The organism is Granulicella sp. L46 (assembly GCF_009765785.1).
In the GTDB taxonomy this organism is placed as follows: Bacteria; Acidobacteriota; Terriglobia; order Terriglobales; family Acidobacteriaceae; genus Granulicella.
The window spans coordinates 192,718-207,926 of the sequence record NZ_LMUT01000009.1; the positions used below are offsets into that span (position 1 = coordinate 192,718).

The following is a 15,209-nucleotide window of genomic DNA, read 5'->3' on the forward strand; positions in this document are numbered from 1 at the left end:
TACGTTCGCTCGGTTCGCTGTCCCACACGCACGCTACACGTGGGACAGCTCGAGCTCCAGCTTCACAAACGCGTCCCACGCAGCATCCTCGACCACGACCCCCAACGCCATGCTCTCCTCGCGACAACGAAGCGCACCCTCGCCGGGATAACGAACCGGCTTCTCTGCCTGGATCGGCGTCGCCGCGTGCAACGCATCAATCGCCTTCTGCGCGATGCTTTGCCCCTGCGCAAACCGGCTCAACTCCTCAATCGTCTCAACTGACGCCGGCGCGATCGCAAGAAACACCTGCGACTGCCCTACTTCCTTCGCCGGATCTGTAGAGAAATCATGCGTCGCCATCCCACCTGTCAGCATCGCCGCCAGCACATCCAGTACAAACGATAAGCCCGACCCCTTCCAATAACCAATCGGCAGCGCCCTGTGCGTTGCTTCGATCACCCCGGGATCGTTCGTAAGCTGACCCCGCTCATCGTAGCCGCCCGGCACAGGCAGCGTATCTCCTCGCTCGCGATACGCCGCCAGCGTCCCGTACGAAAACTGCGACATCGCCATGTCCAGCACAATCGGCGCAGACTTGCCCTCACCACCCCCACTCGAAATCACGCGTCGAGGAATCGCCACCACCATCGGATTATTCCCCAACGCCACCGTGCTCGCGCCCCACGGCGGCAGATTCGGCAGCGTATTCGTCCAGCACAAGGCCGCAAATCCCGCATCCGCCGCCTGCCATCCATACGTCCCTGCACGCATCCAGTGGGACGTATCCGCCAGCGCCACACAACCTAGCCCATGCTCCCGCGCCAGTTCCATGGCACGTTGCATGGCCCCATAAGCCGCCAGGTTTCCTGGCCCGCGCCGTCCCGTCCAGCGCTCGATCGCTCCGAACCCGGCTACCTTTTCCGGTCCCGCGCGTGGATCAATCAACCCGCTGCGCACATGCTGCGCAAACCGTGGCAGGCGCGCCACACCATGCGTCCGCACTCCGTCACGATCCGTCTCGGCCGTCAGCCGCGCACCCAGCGCCGCCCGCGCGGGCGCTACGCCCAACGCCAGCAGTACGAGCTCGATTCGTGCCTGCAGCTCTGCGAACGCTATGCGTCTCATAGGTTCCCTTGCTCCCCATGTCGTATGTGCCATCCAGTCTACACATCGGCGATACACTCTCAGCAGCACGCGTCGCTCTTCGTCCACAAACCGCCTCCGCTTCAGTCCACAACCGGTACCCCGAGGTCACTTTCCGTGAAGTCCTTTCACCTCCTGCCGCTCCTTACTTTGCTCTCGATTGCCCCTCTCCACACGCACGCCCAGTCTCCCTCTCAAGCCGCGCCCACCGTGCCCGCCCTCCTGCTCTCGGATATCCACCTCGATCCCTTCCACGATCCCGCCAAATTCGCCGCCCTCCGCGCCGCACCCGCAACCGGCTGGGCCGCCATTCTCTACGGCCCGGCGTCGCCCACCCAGGCAGCGGACTTCGCTCATCTCCAGGAAACCTGTGGCGCCAAGGGCATCGATACGCCCCCTGCGCTGCTCCAATCCAGCCTCCACGCCGCTCGAAAGCAACAGCCGCACCCGACCCTCGTCACCATCTCCGGCGACCTCGTCGTCCACCAGTTTGATTGCCGCTTCCACACGCTCGCCCATCACGCCACCGACGCCGAGTACTCCGCCTTCGCCTCCAAAACCGTCGCCTTCATCGCTCTCCAACTCCGCGAAACCTTTCCCCAAAGCCCTATCTACTTCGCCCTCGGCAATAACGACTCCGGCTGCAACGACTATGGTGAAGACTCCGACAGCGACTTCCTTCACGCCGCCGCCGCCAGCTTTTCCGCCGACGTCCTCTCACCTGCCAACCGCTCCGCCATCCTCCACGAGTTCCCGCATCTAGGCGACTACACCGTCACCCTCCCCCCACCCATCCGCGACACGCGTCTCATCGTCGTCCACGACATCTTCGAATCGAGACGCTACGCCAAGTGCGGTGGAACCCCCAGCAACGACGCCGCCACCGAGCAGGTCGCGTGGCTCCGCGCCCAACTCACCGCCGCCCGCGCCGCCCACCAGCACGCCTGGGTCATGGCCCACATCCCGCCCGGCATCGACGCCTACTCCACCTTCGTCAACCATCGCGATGTCTGTGCCGGCCAGGCCCCCGTAATGTTTCTCGCCTCCGACGACCTCGCCAACACTCTCGCCGACTTCCCCGACGTCATCCGCCTCGCCCTCTTCGGCCACACCCACATGGACGAGATGCGCGCCTACACAACTCCCGCCGGCACCGTTCCCGTCAAGCTCGTCCCCTCCATCACACCAGTTAACGGCAACAATCCCGCCTTCACCCTCGCTGAGATCGACCCCGCCACCGCAACCCTCAAGGACTACACCGTCTACAGCGCCAGCAATCAAACCGGCATCGACACCAACTGGGGCGAAGAATACCGCTTCTCCACCACCTACCATCTACCCAACCTCTCCGGCGCCTCCCTCGAGAAACTCACAACCTCTTTCGTTGACGACAAGTCCGGCACCACCGACGGCAGCCACAGTTACCAGCAATTCTTCTACGTCGGCGACACCGGCGCAGCAAAGACCATCAAGGCCGCAATGAACGCCGCCGCCATGCAGATCGTCTGGCCCGCCTACGCCTGCGCCATCACCCACGCCGACGCCGCAAGCTTCCGCACCTGCGCCTGCCCCGCTTCGCCGCCCCCCGCGCCCTAGCCCGCTCACCACACATCGGTAAACGCGCAAGCTATCCGCCCCATTTGACTTTCGGTCTCGCGTAGCCGGACGATGAAAGTCCGAAGGGGATAGCGATCACAGTCAACCGTGACTCTACTCTGTCACCTTGGTTCTTTTTCCACGAGGTATCGCCAAGCATGAGCAAGACCCCTCCCTCCACCTCTGCCGGAGGAACGATCACGCCCGGAAGTAAGCTTCGCGCGGCCATCACCGCCGAGCACCCTCTCCAGATCGTCGGTGCCATCAATGCCTACCACGCCCGCATGGCCGAACGCGTCGGCTATCGCGCCATCTACCTCTCGGGCGGTGGCGTCGCCGCCGGCTCTCTCGGCATTCCAGATCTCGGCATCTCCACCATCGACGACGTCCTCACCGACGTTCGCCGCATCACCGACGTCTGCTCCCTGCCCCTCCTCGTCGACATCGACACCGGCTTCGGCGGCGCCTTCAACCTATCCCGCTCCGTCCGCTCCCTCATCAAGGCCGGTGCCGCCGGCTGCCACATCGAAGACCAGGTCCAGGCCAAGCGCTGCGGCCATCGCCCCAACAAACAAATCGTCCTCACCGCCGAAATGGTCGACCGCATCAAGGCCGCCGTCGACGCACGCACCGACCCCGCCTTCGTCATCATGGCCCGCACTGACGCGCTAGCCTCCGAAGGCCTCAACGCCGCACTCGACCGCGCCGCCGCCTGTGTAGAAGCCGGTGCCGACATGGTCTTCCCCGAAGCCGTCACCGAACTCCCCCAATACCGCGCCTTCGCCCAGCGCACCAACGTTCCCATCCTTGCCAACATCACCGAGTTCGGCGCCACCCCGCTCTTCACCCTCGACGAACTCCGCAGCGCCGACGTCTCGCTCGCTCTCTATCCCCTCTCCGCCTTCCGCGCCATGAATGCCGCCGCCCTCAACGTCTACCAGCACATCCGCACCGACGGCACCCAACAACAAGTAGTCAACACCATGCAAACCCGCGCCGACCTATACGACTACCTCGGCTACCACGCCTACGAACAAAAACTAGACGAACTCTTCGCGAAGGACAAAACCTAGCCGATACCCTGTCGTCCTGAGCGGAGTGAGACGCGCACTTGCGGCTCACGCAGTCGAAGGACCCGCCACCCCGCTCACATAGCCACTACGGCTCGCACCTTCAACCACTCCTCTGTCCCGCAGGTAACGATGACCACTGAAACCACCCCCTACACCTTCAAGCCAAAGAAATCCGTAGCCCTCTCCGGCGTCCCCGCCGGCAACACCGCCCTCTGCACCGTCGGCCGCAACGGCAACGACCTCCACTACCGCGGCTACGACATCCTCGACCTCGCCGCCAACTGCGAGTTCGAAGAAGTAGCCCACCTCCTCCTCTACGGCCACCTCCCCACCACTCACGAGCTAGCCCACTACAAGCAGCGCCTCACCAGCCTCCGCGGCCTCCCGCAACCCGTCAAGGTCGCGCTCGAGCAAGTCCCCCCCACCGCGCATCCCATGGACGTCCTCCGCGTCGGCGTCTCCATGCTCGCCACCGTCGAGCCCGAACCCGAGCCCCACACCAACCACTCCGCCCTCTACATCGCCGACCGCCTCATGGCCTCGCTCGGCTCCATCCTCCTCTACTGGTACCACTTCTCGCACTCCGGCCATCGCATCGTTGTAGAAACCAACGACGACAGCATCGGCGGACACTTCCTCCATCTCCTCCACGGCCGTCCCGCCTCGCCCGAGTGGATCAAGGCCATGCACGTCTCGCTCATCCTCTACGCCGAGCACGAGTTCAACGCCTCCACCTTCACCGCCCGCGTCATTGCCGGCACCGGCTCCGACCTCCACTCCTGCATCGCCGGAGCCATCGGCGCGCTCAAAGGTCCCAAGCACGGCGGAGCCAACGAAGTCGCCCTCGAAATCCAGCAGCGCTACGCCTCACCCGACGAAGCCGAGGCCGACATCCGCAAGCGCATCGACAACAAGGAAGTCATCATCGGCTTCGGCCACCCCGTCTACACCATCAGCGACCCGCGCAACGCCGTCATCAAAAAGGTCGCCTACAGCTTGGCCGAAACCGCTGGCGACCTCAGCATCTACAACATTGCCGACCGCCTGGAAGCCGTCATGCAAGAAGCCAAAAAAATGTTTCCCAACCTCGATTGGTTCTCGGCCTCCGCCTACCGCACCATGGGAATCCCCACGGCGATGTTCACGCCCATCTTCGCCATAGCCCGCACCAGCGGCTGGTCCGCCCACGTAATGGAGCAACGCGCCGACGGGAAAATCATCCGCCCCAGCGCCAACTACACCGGCCCCGAAGACGTTCCCTTTGTGCCTCTCGCCAAACGCAGCTAGCACTTTTTCTTGCCTGTGCCTTTGCTTTTCAGTTTGCTTTTGATTTTGTCGTTGTCTGTTTTTCGTCGTCATCCTGAGCGCAGCGAAGGACCCCTGTATTTGCTTTTGCCTTTGCCTTTCTGGCTGTCGTTCCGAGCGCAGCGAGGAACCTGCTTCCCGTCCATGCCACCGACCAACCGTCCATCGCCCCAACGTCCTATTCACCCGCTCTTAGCTAGAAGCTAAAAGCTAGAGGCTAGAAGCTCCATCATGTCCGCACCCATCAGCAACGTCCGCCCGCCCTTCGACCAGCCCCTAATCGACATCGTCGACTACGCCCTCAACTACAAAATCGAATCCCCGTTAGCCTACGAGACCGCCCGCTACTGCCTCCTCGACACCCTAGGCTGCGGCCTCCAAGCCCTCGACTTCCCTGCCTGCACCAAGCTCCTCGGCCCGCTCGTCCCCGGCCTCACCATGCACCACGGCGCGCGCGTCCCCGGCACCAGCTATCGTCTCGACCCCGTACAAGCCGCCTTCAACATCGGCACCATGATCCGCTGGCTCGACTACAACGACACCTGGCTAGCCGCCGAGTGGGGCCACCCCTCCGACAACCTCGGCGCCATCTTGGCCGTCGCCGACTGGCTCGCTCTGAATTCCGAGGGCAACGGCACGAAGCTCACCATCCGCGACGTCCTCACCGCCATGATCAAGGCCCACGAGATCCAGGGCTGCATCGCGCTCGAAAACTCCTTCAACAAGGTAGGCCTCGACCACGTCCTCCTCGTAAAAGTCGCGTCGACAGCCGTCGTGAGCCAGATGCTAGGCCTCACCCGCGACCAGACCCTCAACGCCGTCTCGCTAGCCTTCGTCGACGGCCAGTCCCTCCGCACCTATCGTCACGCACCCAACACCGGCTCTCGCAAATCCTGGGCCGCCGGCGACGCCACCTCCCGCGCCGTCCGCCTCGCTCTCATCGCCCAGACCGGCGAGATGGGCTACCCCTCCGTCCTCAGCGCCAAAACCTGGGGCTTCTACGACGTCAGCTTCCGCGGCCAAACCTTCAAATTCCAACGGCCCTACGGCTCCTACGTGATGGAAAACGTCCTCTTCAAAATCAGCTTCCCCGCAGAGTTCCATTCGCAGACCGCCGTCGAAGCCGCCGTCACCCTCCACCGCGAACTCGCCGACCGCAATCTCACCGCCGCCGACATCGCGCGCGTCACCATCCGAACCCACGAAGCCTGCATCCGCATCATCGACAAGCAAGGCCCGCTCTCCAACCCCGCCGATCGCGACCACTGCATCCAGTACATGGTCGCTGTCCCGCTCATCTTCGGCCGCCTCACCGCCGAAGACTACGACGACGCCATCGCCCTCGATCCCATCTGGGGCCCACGCATCGACCACCTCCGCGCCACCATCCACTGCGTCGAAGACCCACAGTTCACCGCCGACTACCACGACCCTACCAAGCGCTCTATCGCCAACGCCCTCGCCGTCGAACTAACCGACGGCACCTTCCTCCCGGAGATCGTAGTCGAATACCCCATCGGCCACCGCCTCCGCCGCACCGACGGCATCCCCCTCCTCCTCGAAAAATTCAAGACCAACCTCGACCGCCGCTTCTCCCCCGAAGTCCGCGACCGAATCCTCGAAGCCTCCCTCAACCAGGAAAGCCTCGAAGCCACCCCCGTGGACCAATACGTCAGCCTCTACGTCGTTTAACGCACTCTCCGCACTTCGCCCCACTCTGTCATCTCGACCGAAGGCGCAGCCGAAGTGGAGAGACCCCCGCATTGGCCTTCCGCTCGCACCGCCGCGAAAAAGGGTGCCCCAGGTCCGGATTCTCGGACCTGGGATCGCACGCTGCCTCCACCCGCTTTATTTGACCGGCACATCCAAGACCTCAATCGTGTAAGCCGGAACGGTATGCTTCACCACCGCTCCGGCAAACCGCAGCACGCCATCCACCGGATGAATCGCCATCGGGTCCGCAATCGTATTCGTCGCCTGGAACGTAGCCCCATGGAGCGAAATCAGCTTCGCCTCATGCGCCCCAGCACCCAAACCCTTCAACGCAATCTCCAGTGGCTGATCCAACGTCGTCGCATTCACAAGCTTCAAATGCAGCACATGCGTATCCGACGACACCGTCACGGAGTAAAAGAACCGCGCATTCGGATCCACACCCGTAATCGAGTTCTGCGGTTGCTCGTCGCCAATATGCCCGCCAAACATGCACTGCGCATAATAGCTCGGTGACCCATAGCTCGTGAGAGCGTCATAGCCAATCAAATCCGTCGGCCACTGCATCGCCCCGGGATTCACATTCACCAAAAGCGGCGCGTAGCTCGCAATCTTGATGATGTCGCTGTTCCGTTCCATCGACGTCATGAACGCCGCATCCCCCAGCGCATCTCCAAAATTAGGAGTCGGCGATCCCGACCGCGTCGCCCACTCACCCACAAACACCTTCGGACCAGTTCGCGGCGCATCGTCATAATGATGCACCAAGGCAAACATGTCCGCCGGCGACTTGTAATAGTGGTCATCAATCAAATCCGGCTCATTGCCAGCCTTCACCTTCACCGGCGCCGTCGCAATCAGCTTGTACTGCGGATACTTCTTCCGCAGTGCTTCCGCAAACTGCGCATACCGCTCGTCGTAGCTTCCGCTCTTATCGAACCAGTCTTCATTACCAATCTCGATGTAGTGCAAGGGGAACGGCGCAGCATGCCCGTTCTTCGCCCGCTCCGCACCCCACTTTGTCGAAGCGTCGCCCGTCACATACTCGACCTCATCCAGCGCACTCTGCACATACGGCTCCAGGTCTTTCCCCGGCTTCACATGCTCCCCGCGCAGCGCGTAACCCGCATACACCGCCAAAATCGGCTCTACATGCAGCTCCTCAGTCCACTTCAAGAACTCCATCAACCCAAATCCATCCGTCGACCAGTACGTCCACGGCGCCATATGCCCCGGCCGATCCACCAGCGGCCCAATCGTTTCCTTCCAGTTGTACCAATCCTTCAGCGTGTCGCCCTCAAGATAGTTCCCGCCCGGCAGCCGGATGAAGTTCGGATGCATGGCCGCCATCTTCTCGATCAAATCCGTCCGATTCCCATTCGGCTGATTCTCATACGTCGGCGGAAACAAGCTCACCAACTGCAGATGCAGCGTCCCCGGACGCGCCACCGTCAGCTCCAAATTATTGTTCGCCGACGTCTTCACCTCGCCCGTCTTGAGCGTGAACTCATAGCGCGTCCAACCGCTGCCGCCCAGGTCCACATGGGTTGTCGCCGCCACCGCGCCTGTCTGGTTGTTGATCAGTCGCGCCGTCACCGGCCCCACATCGCCGTCCACCTTCGCGTAGAACGAGCCCTTATACGTGGTGTTCGCCCGCACAGGAATTCCCCAGTAGCCGGAGTTGCTCAACCCTGCCTCATTGCCCACCGAAGCCGCCGTCACCTTCAGCACCAGGCCGCTATGCAGCGCAGCGCTCGGCCCATCCTGCCGGTCCATCGCCGCCGTCAAGGCCGCATCGCCTCTCACCACCTCGGTCCAGTTATCCACGCCCATCCAGTTGCCGCGGAACGTACTGTTGCTGAGCAGCTCCGCGTACAGGCCCCCCTGGTACGAATGATTGATCTCCTCGGTCATCAGCCCATACAGCCCCTGGCTGGCCGGTTTGGCGATCACGCTGGTGTCCACCTCCAGGTGCGCCACTGGCTGTACTGGAGCAACATGGTGGCTCTGCGCACTAGCCGTAACCCAGCCGGCACTCAGACCGGCAGCAAACAGCACCCTGACAACACGACGAGAGGTAATGCAAATAGGAAAACGCATAACTGGAGTTCGCTCACGATCAAAAGATGTAATTACCAACGCCGAAATTCTATCTCAGAAAGCGTTTACTTGGCGTCAAGACCACCAAACTCTGCGCCGCGACCCCTGTATCCTGAGCAGGCCATGCCTTCGCCGGAATCCAACTCCCCCGACTATCCTGCCATGCTCCGCATAGCCCTCGAAGAAGCCCGCACCGGCCTCGCCGAAGGCGGTCTCCCCATCGGCGCCGCCATCTTCCGTACCGACGGCACCCTCGTAAGCCGCGGCCACAACCGCCGCATCCAGCAATCCGACCCCAGCATTCACGGCGAAACCGACGCCTTCCGCAACGCCGGCCGCCAGCGCTCCTACCGCGACCTCATCATGGTCACCACGCTTGCACCTTGCTGGTACTGCTCCGGTCTCATCCGCCAGTTCGGTTTTCAAACCGTAGTCATCGGCGAGAGCGTCAACTTCTCCGGCGGCGAACTCTGGCTCCGCGACCTCGGCATCCACATCATCGATCTAGCCGACCCCACCTGCATCGCCATGATGCGCGACTACATCGCCGCCAACCCCACCGTCTGGAACGAAGACATAGGCGTCGACTAGCACCGCCTCTGCCTTTGCTCTTGCTTTTCTTTCTGTCATTCCCTCCGGGAATCTGCTGTTGCTTTTGCCTTTCTGGCTGCCATTCCGAGCAGCGAGGAATCTGCTTCTCGCGCAGCGAGCGCCCGTTCTCCCCTCACCGATTCGTAAGCGCCCGAATCATCTCCGCCTCACCCGGCCACTTCGCCACCAACTCCTCCGCGCTAGCATCCCCGTAGTCCACAAACTCAAACCCCGGACTCACCGTGCACCCCAGCAGCGCCCACCCCTCAGCCTTTAACAACCGAGACCCCTGCCACACCCCTGTTCGCACCACACACTGCGGCCGCTCCCCGGCCTCCAGATCCTCCCCAATCACCACCCGCGAAGAGCTTCCATCCTCAAAAAGCTGCAGCATCTCCACCGCACCGCCCATGTAGTGATGAAAGATCTCGTCACTCTTCAGCACATGCATCTCGCTGAACGTTTCCGGCTCGAGCAGATAATAGATCGCGGTCGATGTCCGCCGCGCACCGTCATACCGCCCATCCTCGAAGCACGAAGCCGCGACCAACTCCTCTGACTCCCAAGTCCGCACGTACCAACCACCCTCACGCGGATGCTTCACCAACCCCAGAATCTTCTTCACTTCATCAGCAGTCATCGCTTCATCCTAAGCTATGCCCCAACCCCGCACCGCCCGCGATACACTCATTTTCAACTCAACCATCGGGCCCCTCGCTTCACCTGCGTCCGCGACTCCCAACGCCGCAAAGGACCTTGCCATGCTCGACGTCCATCCACCCTGCAACCATCCCCTCGACCCCTCCAATCCATAATCCGCGCCCTCGCAAATCTGCGATACCATGACCGCACACCTCCATGCTTGGATCCGATCACATGTACCTCCACCTCATCACCATCTGCATCGGCTTAATCATCGCCTTCGGCCTGCAGCAGATAGTTGATCTCTTCCTGCGTCGTAGCCGCGCGCGCAAACAACAAGCCGCCGACGCCCAGGCACGCAAGTCACTCGACGACACCACTACACCTCCATCCAACACCGATCCTCCGCTCTAACCGCTTCCCCCCTAATTCGGGCCCTGTAGCTCACTCCCAGCAACGCAGGTGTCTTCGCAATGCTCGATGTCCACCCTCCCCACCACGCAGCTCACACCTGGCGCGATTTCTTCGTCCACATCGCCACCATCTGCATCGGCCTGCTTATCGCCATCGGCCTCGAGCAATGCGTCGAAGCCCTCCATCACCACCACCAGCGCGAGGATCTCGAACGTCAGATGCACGTCGAGTCCGAACAGAACCTCGACCTGGTCGGTGCGCAGATTCGCTTCGCCGCGCAACGCCGTGACTACCTCAACGCCTGCGTCCACGCCCTTCAGGCTGCCACCCCGTCCAACGGCCAACTCATCGTCACACTACCGATCAACAACGTCTCCTTTCCTGCCAGATCGCAGGGCCTGCTCGTCTCTCCTTCTCGCGGCACATGGACCATCGCCCAGGCCGCTGGCACCGTCGCGCTCCTTCCTGCGGAAAAGGCCAAAGTCTATGCCCGTCTGGACCTCACCGCCGACTTCGAGCGTCAGGCCGAGATGGAAATTAGCCACACCGCCGCCCTCCTTGCGACCGCCCGTCTTCAGGACCACGCCGCCACTCCCGACGGCCATCCAATTCGCCTCACCCAGGTCCAGGCCGACGACCTCCTCCACGCCTTCGGCACCGCCCGCGAAGCCGCTACCGACTTCCACTTCCGCCTCGTCGTCCTCGAAGGCGCCCTCGAAGCCGTAGTCGCCAACGTCGACTCCCTTCAGCAGATGTACCCCTACCAGATCCGCGCCATCGCCCGTGAGGGCGCGAACGCAGCCGCCAGCTCAGCCCGCGACGTCAGCAACTCCGCCCCTCAGCCCTGATCACCTGCACCTCATTCCCAGGAGACCACCTTGCTCGACGTGCACCCGCCCCACGAATCCACCCACACCTGGCGCGACTTCTTCATCCACATCGCCACCATCTGCATCGGTCTGCTCATCGCTGTCGGCCTCGAGCAGACCGTCGAGCTCTTTCACCACCAACATCAGCGCCATCAGCTCGAAGCCGATCTCCACAACGAATGCCTGCGCAACATACACATCGCCCTCGGCAACATTAAAATCTCCAAGCGCCGCCGCAATGTCGATGCCGAACAGTATGCCGAGCTGCTACGCTCTGCCCAGCAGCATCGCGCTCCCATTTCCATCTCGCCCTTTAGCCGCCCGGAAGCTCTTCGCTACGTCAAGCCGGCCTACGCCGTATGGACGGTCGCCCAACAAAGTGACGCCCTCAACCTCCTCCCGCGCGCCGATGTGCAGCGCTACGTCCGCGTCAACGGTCTCGTCCAAATGGCCATCGATCAACTCGAGATCTCCAACGCCGCGCTCCAGAAGACGACCATCGCCGCTCTGCCTGCAATAGCCGATACCTCCAGCCCGCAGGCCTTTGTGACTCAGGTCAACCATCAGCAGTACGACCTCTCTCTCCTGACTCCCGAAGAACGACAGCAGCTCCGTGACGCTGTAGGCAACGACATGGCGATCAGCGGGCAGAGCATCAACATCAACGCCTTCCTTTACGGCATTGAATGGGCCGTCCTCCACGGATCAACCTCCGACGAAGAAAACATCCGAATCATTTACGACGCGCAGTCCACCTATTGGCAGGGCGGTACCAAGGCCCTTCTGGAAAAATACCCTCCACCAGTCGGGTCTCCTCCGTCGCCCGCTCCCGCCATTGACACCGGCCACTAGCCCATCCTCACCAGGAGCCGCACCATGCTCGACGTCCATCCACCCCACACTCCCACCCACACCTGGCGCGACTTCTTCATCCACATCGCCACCATCGTCATCGGCCTCCTCATCGCCGTAGGTCTCGAACAATCCGTCGAAGCTCTCCACCGCCATCACGAGCGCACCCATCTGCGCGCTTCCCTGCGCCAGGAACTCCAGCAACTGGCCTACGATTCCGCCAGCGTCAGCGCGGATTCGGATGAACACTCTGCATGGCTGAAGCAAATCCAAGACGCAATCGACGTTTCCATGCAAACCGGACGCCCCATCAGCGCATTTCCACCCCCGCCGCCCGGCAAGGCCGATGACCGCGAAAACCCTTTCTATCGTGCTGCCAAATCTAGTGGCCGACTCGACCTGCTCGACGAGGAAGAGATCGCGGACTTCGGCGAAATCGATAATCTGGTCGAACAAAGCACTATAAATTCTCAGGCCATCCGCAGCAATTACGCAGAGTTGGTCATCGCCGAGCGCAAGTTACAGCACCCACTTGGGCCCACCTCTACAACAGCTCCCTCCGCACCGTCGACATCTGACCTCGCTCTTCTTCAAGACCGCGTCATGAGGCTGCAGATGGCTATCAACGCCGACCGCAGCAACTCAGGCTTCCTGCTCGGCGCCGCCTTGGCAATTCTCCGGGGCGAACGCGACCTCAAACACATTGAAGCCGCAGAACGCCACAGTCCCGCACACTAAAGCCGCATTTTCCGGAGAGATATCCTCATGCTCGACGTCCACCCACCCCACACTCCCACCCACACCTGGCGCGACTTCTTCATCCACATCGTCACCATCGTCATCGGCCTCCTCATCGCCGTTGCGCTCGAGCAGACCGTAGAAGCTGTCCACCACCACCGCGAGCGCACAGAACTCCGCGACTCCCTTCTTGCCGACGCGCGCAAAGCCGTCAAGGACACGAGCGGTGCCAACGCCTACACCGTCCAGATCGGCCACTGGCTCGACCACCGCATCGACCAGGTTCAGGACGCCCTCACCACCAACAAGCCTTTGCCTCCGCCAGACCCCATCCACTTCGCCGACTTTGCAGTCCCCGACGACCCGGCCTGGAAAGCAGCCAGGAGCGCCGACCTCGTCGAGTTGCTCCCTCAGGAAGAAATCAAAATTTACTCCGACGCCGATGGTGATGAGCTCACCGCCGAGCGCAGCCGCCTCGCCATGAACGACGACACGTACCGCCTCTTTCAGTTCGCCTACAAGTTCACCCACAGCAACACTACCCAGCCCGACTTCACTCACGCCGACCGCACAGACCTCAAGCAGTACCTCGACCTCCTGGCCGCCTCCAAGGCCAGCATGTTCGCCTACAGCGACGCGTGCAAACAACTCCACGGTGCCGAAAACGCCATACTCCGCGGCAAAACAACTCTCGCCGCCGTGCAGAATGCTGAAGGTGATCCCTGGTAGTTCGCAGCGTCCGGCGGCCGCATTCCTCACGCTGATTCTCGAAGGCATGAGTGGCTCGCTCAACATCGCGGTATCCTGTTCCCACCAACGAAAATCTCCGCACCCGAAGGGCCTTCCTCTGCGCACTCGCCTCGAAGCCTACTTCAAATTCCACGAGCACCAGGCCACCTGGCGCACCGAGCTCCTAGCCGGCCTCACCACCTTCATCACGATGGCCTACATCATCTTCGTGAACCCCGCCATCCTCTCGCAAACCGGCATGCCCCTCGCCGCCGTCACCACCAGCACCTGCCTCTGCGCCGCCTTCGGCAGCATCATGATGGGAGCCCTCGCCAACTACCCCCTTGCCCTCGCCCCCGGCATGGGCCTCAATGCCTATTTCACCTACACCGTCGTCAAAGGCATGGGCGTCCCCTGGCAAACAGCCCTCGGCGCCGTCTTCATCTCCGGCATCATCTTCCTCCTCCTCACCATCGGAGGCATCCGCCAGCGCTTAGTCGCCGCCATCCCCCACGAGCTCCACGCGGCAGTAGCTGGAGGCATCGGCCTCTTCATTGCTTTCATCGGCCTCCACAACGCCCGCATCATCGTTCCCAGTGCCGCGACCGTCGTTACCCTCGGCGACATGCACTCCCCTGCTGTCCTCCTCGCCATCTTCGGCATCGTCCTCATCGCCATCCTGCAGGCCTACAAGATCAAAGCCTCCATGCTCATCGGAGTCCTCGGCACCCTCGCCCTCGGCATCCTCCTCCATCAAGTCAAGTACCAACCATCAAGTTTCAATCCTTTAGCAATCCGCGCCACAGCCTTCCACCTCGACATCCGCGGCGCCCTCCACCTCAACGCCTTTGAGATCATCTTCGTCTTCCTCTTCGTCGATCTCTTCGACAACATCGGCACCCTCGTAGCCGTAACCGAACGCGCCGGCCTCATCGCCGCCGACCACACCATCCCTCGTCTCGACAAAATCTTCTTCGCCGACGCCACCTCCACCGTAGTCGGAGCCCTCGCCGGCACCTCCACCGTCACCAGCTACATCGAGTCGTCCGCAGGAGTCGCCGCCGGCGGCCGCACCGGCGTCACCGCCATCACCACCGGCATCCTCTTCTTCCTCGCGATCTTTGTTGCCCCCATCGTCGGCGCCATCCCCGACTTCGCCACCGCCCCCGCCCTAATCCTCGTCGGCGCCCTCATGCTCGGCGGCGCTTCCTCCATCGATTGGAACGAACCCCGCATCGCCATTCCGGCCTTCCTCACCCTCATCACCATCCCCCTCACCTACTCCATCGCCACCGGCCTAAGCTTCGGCCTCATCAGCTTTGCCGCCCTCGAAATCGCCACCGGCCGTGCCCGCCGCCAGCACTGGATGCTCTACCTCCTCGCCCTCCTCTTTCTCGGTCGCTTCATCTATCTCCGCGCCTCCTAGGCCTAGAATCGAAGCTGGTGCCAACACCACCGCACC

General features: G+C 62.3%; 14 protein-coding genes. 11 read left to right on the forward strand and 3 right to left on the reverse strand.

Annotated features, from left to right (window positions below; translation table 11 throughout):
• Nucleotides 1–33: 33 nt before the first annotated feature.
• Complete coding sequence (gene yiaK / locus GSQ80_RS07560; RefSeq protein ID WP_158787036.1) at nt 34–1,107, reverse strand: 3-dehydro-L-gulonate 2-dehydrogenase; 1,074 nt, start codon at nt 1,105–1,107, stop codon at nt 34–36.
• A 135-nt stretch (nt 1,108–1,242) separates the two neighbouring features.
• Between yiaK and GSQ80_RS07565 the strand changes: the two genes are divergently transcribed.
• From GSQ80_RS07565 to GSQ80_RS07580, 4 genes are all read left to right on the forward strand, one after another.
• On the forward strand, nt 1,243–2,721 hold the full coding sequence (locus tag GSQ80_RS07565) for a metallophosphoesterase (protein WP_158787037.1): 1,479 nt from the start codon (nt 1,243–1,245) through the stop codon (nt 2,719–2,721).
• Between the two features lie 158 nt (nt 2,722–2,879).
• Nucleotides 2,880–3,794 (forward strand): methylisocitrate lyase, encoded by a 915-nt coding sequence (prpB, locus tag GSQ80_RS07570; RefSeq protein ID WP_158787038.1) that lies wholly within the window; start codon nt 2,880–2,882, stop codon nt 3,792–3,794.
• A 129-nt stretch (nt 3,795–3,923) separates the two neighbouring features.
• Entirely contained in the window at nt 3,924–5,081 is a 1,158-nt protein-coding gene (gene prpC, locus GSQ80_RS07575; protein ID WP_158787039.1) for a 2-methylcitrate synthase, read from the forward strand.
• Nucleotides 5,082–5,330: 249 nt separating this feature from the next.
• Nucleotides 5,331–6,791 (forward strand): bifunctional 2-methylcitrate dehydratase/aconitate hydratase, encoded by a 1,461-nt coding sequence (locus GSQ80_RS07580; protein ID WP_158787040.1) that lies wholly within the window; start codon nt 5,331–5,333, stop codon nt 6,789–6,791.
• Nucleotides 6,792–6,947: 156 nt separating this feature from the next.
• Here the strand turns inward: GSQ80_RS07580 and GSQ80_RS07585 are convergent, their stop codons facing one another.
• A complete protein-coding gene (locus GSQ80_RS07585) occupies nt 6,948–8,912 on the reverse strand; it encodes an alpha-L-arabinofuranosidase C-terminal domain-containing protein (RefSeq protein WP_158787041.1) in 1,965 nt (654 codons plus the stop codon).
• Nucleotides 8,913–9,035: 123 nt separating this feature from the next.
• Here GSQ80_RS07585 and GSQ80_RS07590 point away from each other — a divergent pair, with 123 nt between their 5' ends.
• Nucleotides 9,036–9,503: a nucleoside deaminase gene (locus GSQ80_RS07590; protein ID WP_158787042.1), complete on the forward strand. Its 468-nt coding sequence runs from the start codon at nt 9,036–9,038 to the stop codon at nt 9,501–9,503.
• A gap of 133 nt (nt 9,504–9,636) precedes the next feature.
• Here the strand turns inward: GSQ80_RS07590 and GSQ80_RS07595 are convergent, their stop codons facing one another.
• Nucleotides 9,637–10,143 carry a cupin domain-containing protein gene (locus GSQ80_RS07595; RefSeq protein WP_158787043.1) on the reverse strand — a complete coding sequence of 169 codons (507 nt, stop codon included), beginning with the start codon at nt 10,141–10,143 and terminating at the stop codon, nt 9,637–9,639.
• Nucleotides 10,144–10,361: 218 nt separating this feature from the next.
• Between GSQ80_RS07595 and GSQ80_RS07600 the strand changes: the two genes are divergently transcribed.
• Genes GSQ80_RS07600 through GSQ80_RS07625 form a run of 6 tightly spaced genes read left to right on the forward strand, consistent with a single transcriptional unit; the run spans nt 10,362 to nt 15,173 of the window.
• Nucleotides 10,362–10,559, forward strand: a complete 198-nt coding sequence (locus GSQ80_RS07600; RefSeq protein WP_158787044.1) for a hypothetical protein — start codon at nt 10,362–10,364, stop codon at nt 10,557–10,559.
• A 59-nt stretch (nt 10,560–10,618) separates the two neighbouring features.
• Complete coding sequence (locus tag GSQ80_RS07605) at nt 10,619–11,407, forward strand: hypothetical protein (protein ID WP_158787045.1); 789 nt, start codon at nt 10,619–10,621, stop codon at nt 11,405–11,407.
• Nucleotides 11,408–11,437: 30 nt separating this feature from the next.
• Nucleotides 11,438–12,280 carry a hypothetical protein gene (locus GSQ80_RS07610; RefSeq protein ID WP_158787046.1) on the forward strand — a complete coding sequence of 281 codons (843 nt, stop codon included), beginning with the start codon at nt 11,438–11,440 and terminating at the stop codon, nt 12,278–12,280.
• Nucleotides 12,281–12,304: 24 nt separating this feature from the next.
• Nucleotides 12,305–13,018, forward strand: a complete 714-nt coding sequence (locus GSQ80_RS07615) for a hypothetical protein (RefSeq protein ID WP_158787047.1) — start codon at nt 12,305–12,307, stop codon at nt 13,016–13,018.
• Between the two features lie 27 nt (nt 13,019–13,045).
• The gene (locus tag GSQ80_RS07620; RefSeq protein ID WP_158787048.1) at nt 13,046–13,747 is read left to right on the forward strand and encodes a hypothetical protein; all 702 of its coding nucleotides are present in this window, start codon (nt 13,046–13,048) and stop codon (nt 13,745–13,747) included.
• Nucleotides 13,734–15,173, forward strand: a complete 1,440-nt coding sequence (locus tag GSQ80_RS07625; RefSeq protein ID WP_254059509.1) for an NCS2 family permease — start codon at nt 13,734–13,736, stop codon at nt 15,171–15,173. Before GSQ80_RS07620 ends, GSQ80_RS07625 begins: the two co-directional genes overlap by 14 nt.
• Nucleotides 15,174–15,209: the final 36 nt, after the last annotated feature.

Bases quoted from the DNA above. Each gene is read 5' to 3' on its own strand.
- yiaK (WP_158787036.1), bottom strand. From the start codon at position 1,107: ATGAGACGCATAGCGTTCGCAGAGCTGCAGGCACGAATCGAGCTCGTA.
- prpB (WP_158787038.1), top strand. From the start codon at position 2,880: ATGAGCAAGACCCCTCCCTCCACCTCTGCCGGAGGAACGATCACGCCC.
- prpC (WP_158787039.1), top strand. From the start codon at position 3,924: ATGACCACTGAAACCACCCCCTACACCTTCAAGCCAAAGAAATCCGTA.
- GSQ80_RS07580 (WP_158787040.1), top strand. From the start codon at position 5,331: ATGTCCGCACCCATCAGCAACGTCCGCCCGCCCTTCGACCAGCCCCTA.
- GSQ80_RS07585 (WP_158787041.1), bottom strand. From the start codon at position 8,912: ATGCGTTTTCCTATTTGCATTACCTCTCGTCGTGTTGTCAGGGTGCTG.
- GSQ80_RS07590 (WP_158787042.1), top strand. From the start codon at position 9,036: ATGCCTTCGCCGGAATCCAACTCCCCCGACTATCCTGCCATGCTCCGC.
- GSQ80_RS07595 (WP_158787043.1), bottom strand. From the start codon at position 10,143: ATGACTGCTGATGAAGTGAAGAAGATTCTGGGGTTGGTGAAGCATCCG.
- GSQ80_RS07600 (WP_158787044.1), top strand. From the start codon at position 10,362: ATGCTTGGATCCGATCACATGTACCTCCACCTCATCACCATCTGCATC.
- GSQ80_RS07605 (WP_158787045.1), top strand. From the start codon at position 10,619: ATGCTCGATGTCCACCCTCCCCACCACGCAGCTCACACCTGGCGCGAT.
- GSQ80_RS07615 (WP_158787047.1), top strand. From the start codon at position 12,305: ATGCTCGACGTCCATCCACCCCACACTCCCACCCACACCTGGCGCGAC.
- GSQ80_RS07620 (WP_158787048.1), top strand. From the start codon at position 13,046: ATGCTCGACGTCCACCCACCCCACACTCCCACCCACACCTGGCGCGAC.